Raw genomic sequence first — 17,201 nt, 5'->3', positions numbered from 1 at the left:
GGCGAGAAACCCCGCTCGGGCTTCAGCCCTTCACCGCACCCGTGAGCATGCCCTTCTTGAAGTGCCGCTGGACGAAGGGAGAGGCGATCGCGACAGGGATCAGGGCAAGCACCATGACCGCCATCTGCAACCCCAGAGCGGAGAGTTGACCAGTGCGAACCGCCTGCTGGAGGCCGGTCGGCGCCTCGGTGTTCTTCTGGACGAGCTGGATGAGCACGTTCTGCAGCGGCATCATCTGCTGGTCGGTGAGGTAGATGGAGGCGTTGAACCAGGCGCTCCAGTACCCGACCGCGTAGAACAGGGAGATGACGGCCAGCACCGCCCGCGACAGCGGCATGATGACGGTCAGCAGGATGCGCAGGTCACTGGCCCCGTCGATGCGGGCGGACTCGGTGAGTTCGGGGGAGATCCCCATGAAGAAGGCCCGCAGGACGAGGATGTTGAAGACGCTGACCGCGCTCGGCAGGATCAGGGACAGATAGGTGTCGGTGAGGCCCAGCGACTGCACCAGAAGGTACGTCGGAATGAGACCGGCCCCGAAGAACATGGTTGCCATCATGGTCAGCAGCAGAAACCGGTGGCCCAGACTGCCCCGCCGGGACAGGCCGTAGGCCGCGAGCACCGACACCGTCATCGAGAACAGCGTGCCGAAGAGCGTGACGCCGACCGAGACCATGATCGCCCGGCTGACCTGGCCGCCGCTGAGCAGTTCGGTGTAGTTGACGAAGGTGATGCCCTGGGGGATCACGACGAGGCCGCCGACCCGGTCGATCACGGGTTTGGGCGAGAGGCTGGTGACGATCACGATCCACAGCGGACCCAGCACTCCGAGGCAGCAGAGCGTGAGGAGGCCGCCCTTCGCGGTGAGTCCGGCCTTGCTGGGCGGCTCCTCCCACGCGGGGCGGGCGGGAGCCTTGAGACTGCGGATGAGCTGCGTGTTGAGGCTCACTTCTGGTACACCCCCTGCTCGCCGAGCAGATGCGCGAACTTGTTCGCGCCCAGGACGAGACAGACTCCGACGGCGCCTTTGACGAGGCCGACCGCGGCCGCGTAACTGAAGTCGCCGTTCTGGATACCCATGTTCCACACGTATGTGTCGAGGACCTCGCTGGCCCCCACGCCGACCGCGTCCCGCTGCAGCAGGAACTGCTCGAAGCCGACGCTCAGCGCGTCGCCCACCCGCAGGACCAGCAGCAGGGCGATCACCGGGCGCAGCGCGGGCAGCGTCACATGCCACATGCGTCGCCGGCGTCCCGCGCCGTCCATGGCGGCGGCCTCGTACAGATCGGTGCTGACGGCGGCCAGCGCGGCGAGGAAGACGATGATGCCCCAGCCGGCGTCCTTCCACACGGACTGCGCGGTGACCAGGTACTTGAAGAGGCTCGCGTCGGTCATCAGGTCGAAGCCGCTCCACCCGTGGTTTTCGAGGGTCTGCGCGATGATGCCCGCGCCGCCGAAGACCTGCTGGAACACGGTGACCACGAGGACCCACGAGAAGAAGTGCGGCAGATACATGATCGCCTGCGCCACGGCCCGGACCCGGGGCCGGATCACACTGTTGATGAGCAGCGCGAGGGCGATGGGGATCGGGAAGAACAGCACCAGTTGGAGCACGAACAGGAGGATGGTGTTCTTCGCGGCGCTCCAGAACAACGGGTCGTCGGTCATCCGCGAGAACTGCTCCACACCGACCCAGGGGCTGTGGAAGATCGCGGTGACGCCGTTGCTGGAGACGTACGGGTCGTAGTCCTGGAAGGCGACGACGTTGCCGAGCAACGGGATGTAGTTGAAGAGCAGGAGCAGCACGATGACGGGCAGCGTCATCAGGATGAGCGCGCGGTCGCGGCGCAGCCGGATCCGCCAGGGGACCTTGCCGGCCCTGCCCGCCTTGCGCGGCACCCGCTTTTTCAGAACCGCTGTGGCGACCGCGGCCACCGGTTCCTCGACGGCCGCGGGGGGACGAGTCCCTTCGGGCCTGCTCCCGGCCGTGAGAGACATCAGTTGCCGCTGCCGTTCTTGTCGAGGAGCTGCTTGTACCAGTCGCGCAGCTTCTCGCCACCGGAGGACTTCCAGGTGGAGATGGCGGCCTGCACGTCGGACAGCTTCTTGTTGCCGCGTACGTAGTCGATCTCCAGCTGCTCGAACTGGCTGGAGAGGTTCGCGTAGCGGGTCGGCTCGACGATGTTCATCGAGTACGTGGACGTCTTCTTGGTGAAGGCGCCCATCCGCTGCTCCCACTCGACCTGCTTGCGGGCGACCTCGGGGTAGTCGGGGTGGGCGAAGTAGGGAGCCGGCGCGGCCAGCATCACCCAGGCGTTGATCACCTCGGAGTTGCCCTGGTCGGTCTTGACCGGGACGCCGTCCTTGACCGTGTAGTGGGTGCCCTCGACGCCGTAGTCGACGAGGATGCGCTCCTTGGTGCCGGGGGGCGCGGCGGCGAAGTTGGCGGCGGCCAGCGCGTTCTCCACCGTCGTCTTCGAGGCGCCCTTGCGGATCAGCGACCAGATGGTGGCGGGCTGGGAGGCGTACAGCGTCGGGTCACCGCCGTCGGCGCCGAAGATGTCCATGCCGTCGATCTCGAAGTCCGGGTTGGACGCGGCCTGTTCGGCAGTCTTCCCGTACCAGGCGGAGGTGTCGCTGTTGAAGACCAGGATCTTCCCGGCGGTGAACCGCTGGCCCGCGTCGCCCGAGCGCGCCTTGTCGTCGGGGTGCACCACGCCCGCGTCGAACAGCTTGCGGGTCCACTCCAGGGCCTCGAGGTACTCGGGCTGCTCGATGCGGTACGTCAGCTTGCCGTCGGAGCCGATGTTCCAGCCGAGCGGCCCGGAGGCGCGGACGCCGAAGATGTTGAAGGCGGTCCAGGACATGTCGCCGCAGGCGTACACCTTGGCCTTGGCGCTGGTGGCCTCCTTGGCCCAGCTGAGGAACTCGTCGGGCGACTTGGGTACGGAGTAGCCCTTCTTGTCGAAGATGTCCTTGCGGTAGTAGGGCACGATGAAGGTCGCGGCGGCGGAGGGCATGGGAATGCCGCGCAGCGCGCCGCCGAAGATGCCCATGCGCCAGGCGTCGGAGGGGATCGCGGCCAGGTTCGGGTACTTCTTGACCTTGTCGCCCGCCAGGTAGGGGCCGAGGTCCATGAACTTCGCGGTGACCGCGTTGGAGATCTTGCCGACCAGTTCCCAGCTCGGCACCACGACCATGTCGGGTATGGAGCTGGAGGCGAGGACGGCGCCGAGCTTCTGGCCGTAGGTGTTGCCGTCCTGGTTCTGCCAGGTGATCTTGGTGCCTGCCGCGGCGTCGAGCGCCTTGTAGTAGGCGCAGTCACCCTTCGGCGGGGAGCCCCAGAACGGGGACATGACCTTGAAGGCGGCGCCGGTGCCGAGCTTGGCCGGGACCGAGGCGGAGAGGCTGGAGACGTCGACCTTGCCGGTGTAGCCGGCCGCCGAACCGTTCTTCGACGGAATGTCCGGCTGGGCGAGCGTGCCGGCCACATACGTCGGCAGCAGCTTCTTGGCGTCCTTGCCCGACGTGGTGCCCTCGCGCGAGCCGCTGTCCGAACCACCGCAGGCGGTCAGCAGCGGCATCCCGCCCGTCACCGCTGCGGCGGCGACCGCCGTGGAGGCGAGGAAGCTTCTCCGGCTGGAGGCGGCGGATCCGGGGGCGGCGTTCGGCGTCATTGCGTCAACCCTTCATGGCACACCAGGACACCCGGCGGGAGGCCGTCGGCTGCGGTGTCTCGAGTGGAACTGGCTGAGCTGAAGCGGTTCACGATCGTCGTCGAAGCGCTTCGATGTTGCTGCGAGGTTAAGTGAACACCTGGGGGTGCACAAGGGTCGATCCCAAGATTCCTCCGGGGTGCCCACGGATCCGCACGGCCGTATATGCGGCTTGAAATGGCAGTGAAGAGTCCGAGTTGTTGCGCCGGGTTGTCTTGACACCTCCCCTGGTGTCGAATGAGCATCGAAGCGCTTCGAAAGCGCCTCGCCGCTCCATCCCAAGGGGAACCGCCACGTGACCGAACAAACGCCGTCCACGCCGCCTTTCCGCGATCCGCGACTGCCGTTCGCGAAGCGCATCGACGACCTGCTGGCGCGGCTCACACTGGACGAGAAGGTCGCCTTCCTGCACCAGTTCGCGCCCGCCGTCGAGCGACTGGGCATCGACGCGTTCCGCACCGGCCAGGAGGCGCTGCACGGTGTGGCGTGGATGGGCCCGGCGACCGTGTTCCCACAGGCGGTCGGCCTCGGCGCCACCTGGAACCCGGACCTGGTACACCGGGTCGGCGAGGCGGTCTCCAAGGAGGTCCGCGCGATGCGCGCCCGCGACGACCGGGTCGGCCTCAACGTCTGGTCCCCGACCGTCAACCTGCTGCGCCACCCGCTGTGGGGCCGCAACGAGGAGGGTTACTCGGAGGACCCGAAGCTGACCTCGGCGATCGCCACCGCCTACACGCACGGGCTGCGTGGCGACCATCCGACGTACTGGCGCACCGCGCCGGTCCTCAAGCACTGGCTCGCCCACAACAACGAGACCGACCGGGCCACCGCGTCGAGCTCCGTCCGCCCGCGCGTGCTGCGCGAGTACGACCTGCGGGCGTTCAGGGAGACGGTGGAGTCGGGTGCGGTGGCCGGGGTGATGCCCGCCTACAACCTGGTCAACGGCCGCCCCAACCACGTCTCCCCGTATCTGCGCGAGCACCTGCGCGCCTGGACCGGCGAGGACCTCCTCGTCTGCTCGGACGCGGGCGCGCCCTCGAACCTGGTCGACTTCGAGCACTACTTCGACACCCACGAGGAGGCGACCGCCGCCGCCCTGCTGGCGGGCGTGGACAGCTTCACCGACCACGGCACCGACGGCTCGCGGATCGTCGCGCGGGTGCGCGGGGCCCTCGACCGGGGCCTGCTGACCGAGTCCGACATCGACACGGCCGTACACCGCCAGCTGTCGGTCCGCTTCCGGCTCGGCGAGTTCGACCCGCACTACGACCCCCACCTGAGCACCGGCGAGTTCGACACCCCGGCCCACCGCGCGCTCGCGGGGGAAGCGGCCGAGCAGGCGGTGGTGCTGCTGAAGAACGACGACGACCTGCTGCCCCTCGCGCCCGACACCCGCGTCGCCGTCGTCGGCCTGCTCGCCGACGAGTGCAAGCTCGACTGGTACAGCGGCACGCTCCTGCACCGGTCCACTCCGCTGGAGGGCCTGTACGAGCGGTTCGGCGCCGAGCGGGTGGAGTTCGCGGAGGGCGTGGACCGGGTACTGCTGAAGACCGCCGCCGGTACGTTCCTGCACGTACCGTCCGCTCCGGGGGCCTCCGACGAGGTGCGCGGCGCCGAGGGCGCCCTGGATCCGGCCCTGCTGGCCGGCCGCACCGACCTGCCGCCGCTGACCACGGACGCCACCGGCACCGAGTTCGCGCTCGTCGACTGGGGGGAGGGCGTCCTCACGCTCCGCGCGCCCGACGGCCGCTACCTCTCGGTCGCCGACGACGGCTTCGTACGCGCCTCCGCCGACCAGCCGGGCGGCTGGATCGTCCAGGAGACGTTCCGCCTGGAACCCCACGAGAACGGTCACCTCCTCAGGCACATCGGTACGGGCCGCCACGTCTCCGTCTCCGCGGACGGAGTAAAGGTTGCCGACGAGAACCCGGAGACTTTCGAGCTCATCGTCACCGAGCCGGGCGAAACAGCAGTGACCCAGGTCACGGCGGGGGCCGACGTGGTCGTGGTGGTGGCGGGCAACGACCCGCACATCAACGGCCGCGAGACCGAGGACCGCACCACTCTGGGCCTGCCCGCCCACCAGGAGCGGCTGCTGCGCGCGGCCCGCGCCGCCAACCCGAACACGGTGCTGGTGCTGGTCTCGGCGTACCCGTACGCGGTGGACACCGAGTGGCTGCCCGCCGTGCTGTGGACCGCGCACGGCGGCCAGGCGGCGGGCACCGCCCTGGCCCGGGTGCTGGCCGGCGACGTCTCCCCCGCCGGCCGCCTCCCGCAGACCTGGTACGCGGCCGACGCCGACCTGCCCGACCTGCTCGACTACGACGTGATCGGCGCCCGCCAGACGTACCTCTACTACGAGGGCACGCCCCTCTTCCCCTTCGGCCACGGCCTGTCGTACGCGTCCTTCTCCTACACCGACCTCGCGGCCCGGGTGGCGGACGACGCGGTGCACGTGTCGTTCACGGTCACCAACACCGGTGACGTCACGGCGGACGAGGTCGCCCAGCTCTACATCCGCGCGGTGGACCCGTCCGTCGTCCGCCCGCGCCGCGAACTGGCCGCCCACCGCCGGATCACCCTGGCCCCGGGGGCGCGGGCGGAGCTGAGCTTCGAGGTGGCGCTCTCCGCCTTCGAGTTCTGGGACGTGGCGCGGGGCCGGTGGCGCCTGGAGCGGGGCCCGTACGAACTCCTGGCCGGCGCGTCCAGCGAGGACATCCGGCTGCGCGCGACCGTCGGCCTCGACGGCGAGCCCGCCGCCCCGCGCGCGGTGCTCCAGAACGGCCTGGAGGCGGCCGATTTCGACGAACAGTCCGGCATCGCCCTGGTGGACCGCACGAAGGTGTCGGGGGACGCGGTCACCCCGGTGGACGACGGCACCGGCGCGCTCGTCTTCCGCGCCTGCGACTTCGGTGACGGCGTGGCGGAGGTGACCGCCGAGGTGGCGGGCGAGGGCGTGGTGGAGGTGTCCCTGGACGGCGGTCCGGCGCTGGCGGTCCTGACCCTGGACACACCCACGTCCGGCCCGTACGACTACACCTCCGTCGGCGCCGGGATCGTCGCCGACGGCGTGCACGACGTGCACCTCGGGCTGCGCGGCCCGCTGCGGCTCGCGCGCGTCGGCTTCTCCGGTTGAGGGTCCGGACGAAGCCGGCACAGAGAAGGGGCCCGGCACCGATGCGCATCGGTGCCGGGCCCCTTCGGTGGGACTCGGGGTCAGAGGGCGAGCCCGGTGAGGACCAGCACCCGCTCGTAGGTGTAGTCCTCCATCGCGAACCGCACACCCTCGCGGCCGACGCCCGACTGCTTCACACCGCCGTACGGCATCTGGTCGGCGCGGTAGGACGGGACGTCGCCGACGACCACGCCGCCGACCTCCAGGGCGCGGTGGGCCCGGAAGGCGGTCTGCAGGTCACGGGTGAAGACGCCCGCCTGGAGGCCGTACTTGGAGTCGTTGACGGCGGCGAACGCCTCGGCCTCGCCGTCCACCTTCTGCACGGTGAGGACCGGGCCGAAGACCTCCTCGCAGGAGATGGTCACCTCGGCCGGTACGTCGGCGAGCACGGTCGGCGCGTAGGAGGCGGCGTCGCGCTTGCCGCCGGTGAGCAGGGAGGCGCCGGCGTCGACGGCTTCCCGCACCCAGGCCTCCACGCGCTTGGCGGCGTCCTCGCTGACCAGCGGGCCGACGTCGGTCTTGTCGTCGGCCGGGTCGCCGGTGACCTGGGCCTCGACGGCGGCGACGATGCGCGGCAGCAGGCGGTCGTAGACGGAGGCGTCGGCGATGACCCGCTGCACGGAGATGCAGGACTGGCCGCCCTGGTAGTTGGAGAAGGTGGCGATGCGGGTGGCGGCCCAGTCGAGGTCCGCGTCGCTCGCGTAGTCGGCCAGCACGACCGCCGCGCCGTTGCCGCCGAGCTCCAGGGTGCAGTGCTTGCGCGGCACCGAGTCCATGATCGCGTAGCCGACCTTCTCGGAACCGGTGAAGGAGATCACCGGCAGCCGCTCGTCCTGGACGAGGGCGGGCATGCGGTCGTTGGAGACCGGCAGGATGCTCCAGGAACCGGCCGGCAGCTCGGTCTCGGCCAGCAGCTCACCGATGACCAGGCCGGAGAGCGGGGTGGCCGGGGCGGGCTTCAGGATGATCGGGGCGCCGGCGGCGATGGCCGGGGCGATCTTGTGGGCGCACAGGTTGAGCGGGAAGTTGAACGGCGCGATGCCGAGGACGACGCCCTTGGGGAAGCGCCGGGTGAGCGCGAGGCGTCCCTGGCCGCCGGCGTCGGTGTCGAGGCGCTGGGCCTCGCCGCCGTTGAACCGGCGGGCCTCCTCGGCGGCGAAGCGGAACACGGAGACCGCGCGGCCGACCTCGCCGCGGGCCCACTTGATCGGCTTGCCGTTCTCGGCGGAGATCAGCCGGGCGATCTCCTCGGTCCGCTCGGCCAGTCGCTTGCTGACGTGGTCGAGGGCGGTGGCGCGGGCGTGGGCCGGGGTGGCGGCGAAGTCCTCGCGGACGGCGTACGCGGCGGCCACGGCCTCCTCGACCTGCGCGTCCGTCGGCACGCTCACCTTTCCGACCAGTCGGCCGTCCCAGGGGGAGGTGACGTCGAAGGTGTCCTCGCCGGTGACCTGGCGGCCGGCGAGCCAGAAGGCGTGGGTGGAAGTCATGTGCGAGTTCCCGGCCCTTCCGCGTTGGGGGTGTGTGGTGTGTTCCTGGCGTTCGGGTCCACGGTAGGGCGGGGACGGGTGAGGGGCGCTTGTCCGAGTCGTACTGGTGGTGGCCTGCGGTACGCCGCTTTGGCGTGCTGGGGGCCGAGACCGCGAGTTTCTCGCCCCCGCCGCCCCTACCCGTCCCATCCCCCAGAGGCTCCGCCCCTTCAACCCCGCCAGGGGGCTCCGCCCCCTGAACCCCCGTTCGGCCTGAACGGCCTCGTCCTCAAACGCCGGACGGGCTGAGGGGGTGCGCCCCCAACCGAGTCGGGGTGGGGCGCCTTCTCACCAACCGAGTCGGGTGGTGGGTGGGCATAGGCCGGGGGTCTGGGGGCGGAGCCCCCTGGGGGTGCGGTCACTCTGGTGACGTGGCTTTCAGGGCCAGCCAGAGTTCCATGCGGACGTCGGGGTCGTCGAGGCTGCGGCCGAGGATTTCCTCGACGCGTCGCATCCGGTATCGAAGCGTGTGCCGGTGCACGCCGAGGTCGGCCGCCGCCGCGTCCCACTGGCCGTGCCGGGAGAGCCAGGCGCGCAGGGAGGCGACGAGGTCACCCCGGCCCGTCGCGTCGTGCTCGTGCAGCGCCCGCAGCAACCCGTCCGCGAACGCCTTCACCGCGTCGTCGGCCAGCAGCGGCAGCACCGACCCCGCCGCCAGCTGCTCGTGCTCCACCAGCACCCGCCCCCGCCGGCGCGCGACGGACAGCGCCTGCTCGGCCTGCTTGTAGGCGGCAGCGGCGGCGATCGGCCCGGCGGGCGCCGACAGCCCCATGACCAGCTCACCCTCGTCGACGGCACCCTGCTCCGGCACCGCCCGCGCCGCCTCCAGCCCCGCCGCGTACTCCACGCAGGCGGCCACCGCGGCGCCGCCGTCCGCGGCGAGCACCACCAGCCGCTCCCCCTCGGGTACGACCAGTACGGCCTCCCCGGACCGGGCCGCCGCGGACTCGACCGTCTCCGCCAGCCCGCCCAGCGGGTCCCCGGCCGCGTCGGCGGGGGCGAGGGAGGAGGCGACGATCACCCGGAAGGGCGCGTCGAGGAGCCCGTTGTAGAGGTCCCCGGCGACGGCCCGGGCGTGGTCCGGCTCCCCGGCGAGCAGCATGCGCAGCACGGCCGCGCCGACCCGCTGCTCGGCCGCCTGCAGCGACCGCGACCGCTCGGTGGTGAGGGTGAGCAGCGCGATGGCGGAGTGGACGGCGTACCGCTCGGCCGTGCCGAGGGCGGCGGCCGTGCCCACGGCGAGCGCCGCGCGCGGTCGCCGCCCGGTGCCCAGGGTGTGCAGCTCGACGCGGTCCTCGTTGTCCGGGCCGCCGACCACCGACGACGCGGGCGCGGGCCGGTCCCGCAGCCGCTCCACGTCGGCGGTGAGCCGGGCCGCGCGCCGTCCGGCCCACTCCGGCGCGGTGGCGACCACGGCGCCGGAGGCGTCGTACAGCGCGGCCCAGCCGTCGACCTGCCCGGCGAGCGCGCCGAGCAGTCCCTCGGGGCCGGCGTTCAGCGCCTGCCTGGTCAGTTCCCGCTGGGCGGCGAACCCCGCCGTCACCGCCCGGTACTGGTCGGCGGCGATGGCCGCGGACACCGCCTTGCTGATCGCGAGGAAGGGGGTGCGGCGGGGCACCTCCAGCAGCGGCAGCCCTTCCTGCTCGGCGGCGTCGACCAGGGCCTTGGGGATCTCGTCGTAGTTGACCCCGACGGCGAAGCCGAGCCCGACCACGCCCGCGCCGGCCAGCCGCTTCACGTACCGCCGCATGGCCTCCGGGTCCTCGGCGTCCAGCTTCAGGGCGGTGATCAGCAGCAGCTCACCGCCCTCCATGTAGGGCACGGGGTCGGCGAGCTCGCTGACGTGGGCCCAGCGGACGGGCACGTCGAGGCGGTCCTCGCCCGCGCGCACGGTGAGCTTGAGCGCGGAGTGGTGGACGAGCGAGGCGAGCGTCGGGGGCATGAGGCCTTCAGGTATGTGCGATCTCTGTGATCTTTTGGCGATCTTCCGGCCGGAGCCGTCGATCTTTTGGCCTTCGCGTATGAACGACCTAGGGTGATTCTGCCTCACCGTACTGTCGCGTGTGCCCTGTGGAGGGATGTCCCTCTCAGCTCCGCAGATCCACCAGCAGCGGCGGGGCGTGCTCGCCCCTGACGTTCGTCAGCGAGAGCACCGCGTGTCCCGGCGGCACCGCGTGAGCCAGTTCGGAGGCGGACCACCGCTCCCGCTCGACCTGGCGGACGGTCACCGCCCGCGCGGTCGGCGCCTTGCCGGTGATCACCCGGCGCAGCACGTGCACGGCCTTGCCGGCCGGGGTCTCGGCGATGATCTGCCGGTCGGTGACGTCCCGGGTCTCGGTCCACTCCTTGCCCCACACCTCGGCGAAGTCCTGTCCGTCCCACGGGGTGAGCCCGGACAGCGCCATCCGGCATCCGGTGGCACCGAGCAGCGGACCGCGCAGCGGCCGGGGTACGTCGTCCAGGGTGCGCAGGGTGACCACGACCCCGGCGTTGACCGAGCGCAGCCGCTGGATCCCGCGGACCGCCTCCGGGGTCACCACACCGGAGGCGTCGTCCAGCAGCAGGCAGGCGAACAGCGACCGGTCCTCCCGTAGCGCGACGCTCGCCGTGAACTGGGCGAGCACCAGCCGCGCCAGGATCCGCGAGGCGTCCGCGTGTCCGCGCTCGGGCAGGTCGATGCGTACCCGCACCGGGTGGTCGAGGGCTTTGAGGGAGAACGGCCGGGACTGCCCGGAGGTGTCGAAGAACCCGGCGAAGGCGGGCCGGTCGAGCAGGGCGATCCGGTCGGCGAGGACGGTGCCCACGTCCCCGGGGTGGCCCATCTGCCGTTCGCGTGCGTCGAGTTCCCTGATCAGCGAGTCGTGCCCGGTGTCGTGCAGCGCCTTGCGCAGCGCGGCCAGCGCGCCGGGCGCGCCGTCGAGCAGCTGCCGCAGTTCCGGTACGGAGGGGAAGCGGTCGTGGACCGCCCGGAACGGGCCGAGCAGCTGGGCGAGGACGGTGGTGGAGCGGCGGCTGTCGCCGCCGGGGTGCGGGTCGGCGAGGTCGCCGACCAGGGCTTCGGCCAGGACGGCGGCGGCCTCGTCGGGGTCGGTGGTGCCGCCGTACAGGTCGAGGTCGTACACCGATTCGGGGTGGGCGATACGGACGACGACGTCGTAGGCGTCGGCCGGGCCGATCCCGGCGCCCGCCCCGCCGACCACCACGACGGCGGCCCGGCCGGCGAGGGCCTGGAGGCACAGCGACTCGGCGAGCGGCCGTACGATGCCGCCGGTCTTGCCGGATCCGGCCGGGCCGACGGCGAGCAGCGAGGTGCCGAGCAGGTCGGGGCCGAGGGCGAGGCCGGTGCCCCGGTAGTGGTAGGGGTTGCGCGGGTCGTCGGCTGTGGTGCCGAGCCGTACCTGCCCGGTGACCAGGTCGTGCCGGGCGTGCCGGGCGGGCAGGTCGCGTGCGCCGGAGGGGTGCGGGCAGGCGGCGGCGCCGTCCTGCACCACGGCGCCGCGGAAGGAGGCGAGGCTGTGCCGGCCGGCCTGGACGCCCTGCCAGGCGCGGGTGATCCGGGCCTGGTCCACGTCCCGCATGAGCCCGGTCCGGGCCTCCGCGGCCAGCCGGTCGGCGGCGTCGAAGGCGCCGGCGGCGCGCAGGTGGGGCCATTCGGCGGGGTCCTGCTCCGGGGCGGGGGGCCGCTCGTCGACCGGGGTGGCGGGGCTCCAGGCGGGTGGGCCGAAGCGGCGCCAGACCTCGCCCCAGCGGCCGAGCCGGCCCACGGCGAGCATGATGGCGGCGGCGATCAGCGTGTAGTAGCTGTACCAGAGGATGGCGTTGCCGACGCGGTCGTTGCCCTGGCGCCAGGAGTCGGGGGTGAAGAGTTCGAGGGGCAGCACCCACCAGCCGCCGAGGTAGCCGTTCCACAGCAGCGACCAGACGAGCCAGCCCACCAGGAACGCGATCAGCGCGCCGCTCAGCAGCTGCCGGGTCGGGATCCGCTCGGGCTCCTCCTCCGGCCGGGGCCGGTGCCCGAACCGCCACACGCCCGGCGCCGCCTCGGGGCGGGGCGCCCGCAGCCAGGCCAGGAAGGCCGACCCGTCGGGCATCGGCGGCACGCCGGGCGGCATCGCAGGCCGCGGCGGCAGGGCGGGGGCGTCCTGCGGCCCCGCCGGACGCGGCACGGGATTCGCATGCGTACCCCGCGTGTCCTGCGTCCCGTCGCTGTCCATCGCCCTTGCCCCCTGACCAGCCGTTCCGTCCACCATCAGCGAGTCAATCTAACGCGCCGGGAGGGGGAGTTCACCGCTTACACGGCCGAGAGAGCGGGGAGATGCCCTTCGGGACGCCATGTCCACCAAGGACAACAGCGAGCCCGGACAACGCCCACATGGAGCATGCCCACCCCCCTCTCCCCGACCTAGCCTGCGAGAAAAGAAGGCAAGAGTCCTCAAGGCCGCAGAACCACCAGGAGCCCCCCATGAGCGCACTTCCGCAGGAGCGCCGCGTCGTCACCGCCATCCCCGGTCCGAAGTCGCAGGAGCTGCAGGCCCGCCGCACCGCCGCGGTCGCGCAGGGCGTGGGTTCCGTGCTGCCCGTGTTCACCACGCGCGCGGGTGGCGGCATCATCGAGGACGTCGACGGCAACCGTCTGATCGACTTCGGCTCCGGCATCGCTGTGACCAGCGTCGGCGCCTCCGCCGAGGCCGTCGTACGCCGGGCCTCCGCCCAGCTGCAGGACTTCACCCACACCTGTTTCATGGTCACCCCGTACGAGGGCTACGTGGAGGTCGCCGAGGCCCTCGCCGAGCTCACCCCGGGTGACCACGCCAAGAAGTCCGCCCTGTTCAACAGCGGCGCCGAGGCTGTCGAGAACGCGGTGAAGATCGCGCGTGCGTACACCAAGCGCCAGGCGGTCGTCGTGTTCGACCACGGCTACCACGGCCGTACGAACCTGACGATGGCGCTCACCGCCAAGAACATGCCGTACAAGCACGGCTTCGGGCCGTTCGCCCCCGAGGTCTACCGCGTGCCGGTGGCCTACGGCTACCGCTGGCCGACCGGCCCGGAGAACGCCGGCCCCGAGGCCGCCGCGCAGGCCATCGACCAGATCACCAAGCAGGTCGGCCCGGACAACGTGGCCGCGATCATCATTGAGCCGGTGCTCGGCGAGGGCGGCTTCATCGAGCCGGCCAAGGGCTTCCTGCCCGCGATCAGCCAGTTCGCCAAGGACAACGGCATCGTCTTCGTCGCCGACGAGATCCAGTCCGGCTTCTGCCGCACCGGCCAGTGGTTCGCCTGCGAGGACGAGGGCATCGTCCCGGACCTGATCACCACCGCCAAGGGCATCGCGGGCGGTCTGCCGCTCGCCGCCGTCACCGGTCGCGCCGAGATCATGGACGCCGCGCACGCCGGCGGCCTGGGCGGCACCTACGGCGGCAACCCGGTCGCCTGCGCCGGTGCGCTCGGCGCCATCGAGACCATGAAGGAGCTCGACCTCAACGCCAAGGCGAAGAACATCGAGGCCGTCATGAAGGCGCGGCTGACCGCCATGGCCGAGAAGTTCGAGATCATCGGCGACATCCGGGGCCGTGGCGCCATGATCGCCATCGAGCTGGTCAAGGACCGCGCCACCAAGCGGCCGAACCCCGAGGCGACCGCCGCGCTGGCCAAGGCCTGCCACCAGGAGGGCCTGCTGGTCCTGACCTGTGGCACCTACGGCAACGTGCTTCGTTTCCTCCCCCCGCTGGTCATCGGCGAGGACCTGCTGAACGAAGGCCTCGACATCATCGAGCAGGCGTTCGCGCGCATCTGAGCGGCCGGTCCGCACCCCTGATCGAGCGACCGGCAGGCCGTGTGAAGAACGTGTGCGGGGTGGATGACGGGACGCGATTCGGCCTGTCGTGGGGCCACCCCCTGCCGTAGGTTCTACCCAGATGAGAGATACACCCCGCCCACAGGGGACTGTGGGCGACATCAGGCCGGGGCCTCCCCAGCTTCGACCTGGTCGTGCCCTCGCGCACACAACCGGGGCCTCCGGCTCCGGATCTCCTCACCGATCGGACGGTCGCCCGCCCCAAACCCCCCGGGGCGCGCGACGTTCCGGTCCGGACGGCCGCTCCGGAACCACCCCCCCTGTTCCGGGGCGGCCGGCCTCCTTTCTCCTTCTTCTCCTGGGTCTTCCGGCCCTCCTCTTCACCCTCGTCACCTGGCAGGTCGTCGCCGACGGCCCGCTGGTGCGTCTCGACGAGCGGCTCAGCGGCGCCCTCGTCCACCCGGACCGTCCTTCGGAACTCCTCGCCGACCTCGGCAACGTCCAGGTCGCGGTGCCGGTCCTCGTCGTCGCGCTGGCCTACGCGGCCCTGCGGGGCCGGGCCACCGGTACAGACCGCTGGTGGCTGCCACCCGTCGCGGCGGCCGTCGTGATGGCGCTGGTCCCGGCGGTCGTCGTACCGCTGAAGGAATGGACCGCCCGCCCGGGCACCCCGGCCGTCCCGCCGGGCCTCGGCTACTACCCCTCGGGCCACACGGCCACGGCTGCCGTCGCGTACGGCGCCGCGGCCCTGCTCCTGCTGCCCTGGCTGCGCTCGCCGAAGGCCCGTCGCGCCCTTGTCGCCGCCTGCCTCTGCCTCGTCCTCGGCGTCTCCTTCGGCCTGGTCCGCCGCGGCTGGCACTGGCCACTGGACGTCGTGGCCAGCTGGTGCCTCGCTGTGCTGCTGCTCTGCTCGCTGCGGCTCGTGCTCGACCGCCGTGCGGGGCGCACTAACCGCGGTTCGCCTTCCGTGCCGGGCGGTTCAGGGGCCCGGTGACCTCGGTCATCCGTGCTCTCGCACGGCCAGCCTCGCCACCGCCTCGTGCATGGCCAGTTCCAGCGGTACGGGGTCGGTGAGCGTGCCGGAGCCGTCGGGCGGCACCAGCCAGCGCACGTCGGCGGTCGCCCGGCCCGGGTGCGGAACGACGATCCAGGTGCCGGGCCCGCCCGTGCGGACACCGGTGCCGAGCCAGCGGGTCGCGGTGCCCGGCGGCACGAAGAAGCCCACCCGGGAGTCCGCGGCACCGGCCAGCACCGGGCCGGTCCGGTCCAGGACGCGGACGAGCACGTCGAGCGTGGCACGGCCGAGCGCGCCCGGCAGGATCAGTACGTCCCAGGCCCTGCCGGCGGGCAGCAGCGCGATCCCCCGCGGGTCGCGCTCCCATTCCCAGCGGCAGACCTCGGGGTCCGGTGCGACGGCCGCCAGCCATTCGACCGCAGTCTTCGCCCCAGCCATGAGGAGACCTCCCTCTCTCGTGGACGCGCTCGCGTCACGAGGGAGAGAGGGAGGTCCACCGGGGGCATTACGCGAAAACGCGTCAGCTGTCGAAACCCAGCCCCAGCCGGTCCATCGTCTTCAGCCACAGGTTGCGTCTGCCGCCGTGGGCGTCCGCGCGGGCCAGGGACCACTTGGTGAGGGCGATGCCGGTCCAGGCGAAGGGTTCGGGCGGGAAGGGCAGCGGCTTCTTGCGGACCATCTCCAGGCGGGTGCGCTCGGTCTCCTCGCCGCAGAGCAGGTCGAGCATCACATCGGCGCCGAAGCGGGTGGCGCCGACGCCCAGGCCGGTGTACCCGGCCGCGTACGCCACCTTGCCCTGGTGCGCGGTGCCGAAGAACGCCGAGAACCGCGAGCAGGTGTCGATCGCGCCGCCCCAGGCGTGGGTGAAGCGGACGCCCTCCAACTGCGGGAAGCAGGTGAAGAAGTGCCCGGCGAGCTTGGCGTAGGTCTCCGGGCGGTCGTCGTACTCGGCGCGGACGCGGCCACCGTAGGGGTAGACGGCGTCGTAGCCGCCCCACAGGACGCGATTGTCGGCGGACAGGCGGAAGTAGTGGAACTGGTTGGCCGAGTCCCCCAGCCCTTGTCTGTTCTTCCAGCCGATCGACGCCAGCTGCTCCTCGGTGAGCGGCTCGGTCATCAGCGCGTAGTCGTAGACCGGGACGGTGTACGAGCGCACGCGCCGCAGCAGGTTCGGGAAGATGTTCGTGCCGAGCGCGACCCTGCGGGCGCGGACCGAGCCGTACGGGGTGCCTACGGCCATGCCGGCGCCGTACGGCTTCAGGGTCAGGGCGGGGGTGTGCTCGTAGACCCGGACGCCGAGCCGGATGCAGGCGCGCTTGAGGCCCCAGGCGAGCTTGGCAGGGTGGAGCATGGCCACGCCCCGGCGGTCCCACAGGCCCGCCTCGAAGGTGGGCGAGGCGACCTGCTCGCGCACCGCGTCGGCGTCCAGGAACTCGATGCCGTCGGCGAGGCCCTTCTCCTCCAGCTCCTTGTGCCAGTCGCGCAGCTCCCAGGCCTGGTAGGTCTCGGTGGCGACGTCGATCTCGCCGGTGCGCTCGAAGTCGCAGTCGATTCCGTGCCGGGCGAGAGCGGCCTCGATCTCGTCGAGGTTGCGCTCGCCCAGCTTCTGCAGGGTGTGGATCTCGTCCGGCCAGCGGGCGAGGCCGTTGGGCAGTCCGTGCGTGAGGGAGGCGGCGCAGAAGCCGCCGTTGCGGCCCGAGGCGGCCCAGCCCACCTCGCGGCCCTCCAGCAGCACCACGTCACGCTGCGGGTCGCGCTCCTTAGCGTTCAGCGCGGTCCACAGTCCGCTGTAGCCGCCGCCGACGACCAGCAGGTCGCAGGTCTCGGCGCCGGTGAGGGCGGGCTCGGGGTGGGGCTTGCCGGGGTCTTCCAGCCAGTACGGGACCGGCTGGGCTTCGGAAAGAGAGGCGATCCAGTTGTCTTTGCCACGACTCATGGCGCTTGGGGCCATGATTTCAACTCCCTACAGGGG

11 protein-coding genes are annotated in these 17,201 nt (G+C 71.8%); 3 read left to right on the top strand and 8 right to left on the bottom strand.

Annotated elements, in window-relative coordinates:
- Nucleotides 1-22: 22 nt before the first annotated feature.
- The 3 genes from ACZ7L0_RS30235 to ACZ7L0_RS30225 are packed head-to-tail and all read right to left on the bottom strand — an operon-like array spanning nt 23 to nt 3,677.
- Nucleotides 23-949, bottom strand: coding sequence for a carbohydrate ABC transporter permease (locus tag ACZ7L0_RS30235; RefSeq protein WP_471245685.1), 927 nt, complete (start codon nt 947-949; stop codon nt 23-25).
- Nucleotides 946-1,998: an ABC transporter permease gene (locus tag ACZ7L0_RS30230; RefSeq protein ID WP_471245684.1), complete on the bottom strand. Its 1,053-nt coding sequence runs from the start codon at nt 1,996-1,998 to the stop codon at nt 946-948. The genes ACZ7L0_RS30235 and ACZ7L0_RS30230 overlap by 4 nt, the downstream gene beginning before the upstream one ends.
- Entirely contained in the window at nt 1,998-3,677 is a 1,680-nt protein-coding gene (locus ACZ7L0_RS30225) for an extracellular solute-binding protein (RefSeq protein WP_471245683.1), read from the bottom strand. Before ACZ7L0_RS30225 ends, ACZ7L0_RS30230 begins: the two co-directional genes overlap by 1 nt.
- Before the next feature lie 334 nt (nt 3,678-4,011).
- On the opposite strand from ACZ7L0_RS30225, the gene ACZ7L0_RS30220 reads away from it, so the two are divergent.
- Complete coding sequence (locus ACZ7L0_RS30220; RefSeq protein WP_471245682.1) at nt 4,012-6,852, top strand: glycoside hydrolase family 3 C-terminal domain-containing protein; 2,841 nt, start codon at nt 4,012-4,014, stop codon at nt 6,850-6,852.
- Nucleotides 6,853-6,932: 80 nt separating this feature from the next.
- Here ACZ7L0_RS30220 and ACZ7L0_RS30215 read toward each other — a convergent pair whose 3' ends face one another.
- From ACZ7L0_RS30215 to ACZ7L0_RS30205, 3 genes are all read right to left on the bottom strand, one after another.
- Nucleotides 6,933-8,378, bottom strand: a complete 1,446-nt coding sequence (locus tag ACZ7L0_RS30215) for an aldehyde dehydrogenase family protein (protein WP_471245681.1) — start codon at nt 8,376-8,378, stop codon at nt 6,933-6,935.
- A gap of 397 nt (nt 8,379-8,775) precedes the next feature.
- The gene (locus ACZ7L0_RS30210; protein WP_471245680.1) at nt 8,776-10,359 is read right to left on the bottom strand and encodes a PucR family transcriptional regulator; all 1,584 of its coding nucleotides are present in this window, start codon (nt 10,357-10,359) and stop codon (nt 8,776-8,778) included.
- Nucleotides 10,360-10,504: 145 nt separating this feature from the next.
- Entirely contained in the window at nt 10,505-12,631 is a 2,127-nt protein-coding gene (locus ACZ7L0_RS30205; RefSeq protein WP_471245679.1) for an ATP-binding protein, read from the bottom strand.
- A 248-nt stretch (nt 12,632-12,879) separates the two neighbouring features.
- Between ACZ7L0_RS30205 and gabT the strand changes: the two genes are divergently transcribed.
- Both gabT and ACZ7L0_RS30195 read left to right on the top strand, forming a co-directional pair.
- Nucleotides 12,880-14,214 carry a 4-aminobutyrate--2-oxoglutarate transaminase gene (gabT, locus tag ACZ7L0_RS30200; protein WP_471245678.1) on the top strand — a complete coding sequence of 445 codons (1,335 nt, stop codon included), beginning with the start codon at nt 12,880-12,882 and terminating at the stop codon, nt 14,212-14,214.
- 151 nt (nt 14,215-14,365) lie between these two features.
- Entirely contained in the window at nt 14,366-15,208 is an 843-nt protein-coding gene (locus tag ACZ7L0_RS30195) for a phosphatase PAP2 family protein (protein WP_471245677.1), read from the top strand.
- 6 nt (nt 15,209-15,214) lie between these two features.
- Here ACZ7L0_RS30195 and ACZ7L0_RS30190 read toward each other — a convergent pair whose 3' ends face one another.
- On the bottom strand, nt 15,215-15,667 hold the full coding sequence (locus ACZ7L0_RS30190; protein WP_471245676.1) for a hypothetical protein: 453 nt from the start codon (nt 15,665-15,667) through the stop codon (nt 15,215-15,217).
- A gap of 82 nt (nt 15,668-15,749) precedes the next feature.
- Nucleotides 15,750-17,180, bottom strand: a complete 1,431-nt coding sequence (locus ACZ7L0_RS30185; RefSeq protein WP_471245675.1) for an NAD(P)/FAD-dependent oxidoreductase — start codon at nt 17,178-17,180, stop codon at nt 15,750-15,752.
- Between the last annotated feature and the right edge of the window lie 21 nt (nt 17,181-17,201).

It is taken from the genome of Streptomyces sp. NPDC039424, from assembly GCF_055639495.1.
Note: the sequence above shows the minus strand (reverse complement) of the source record. Positions and strands in the feature narration are given on the sequence as shown.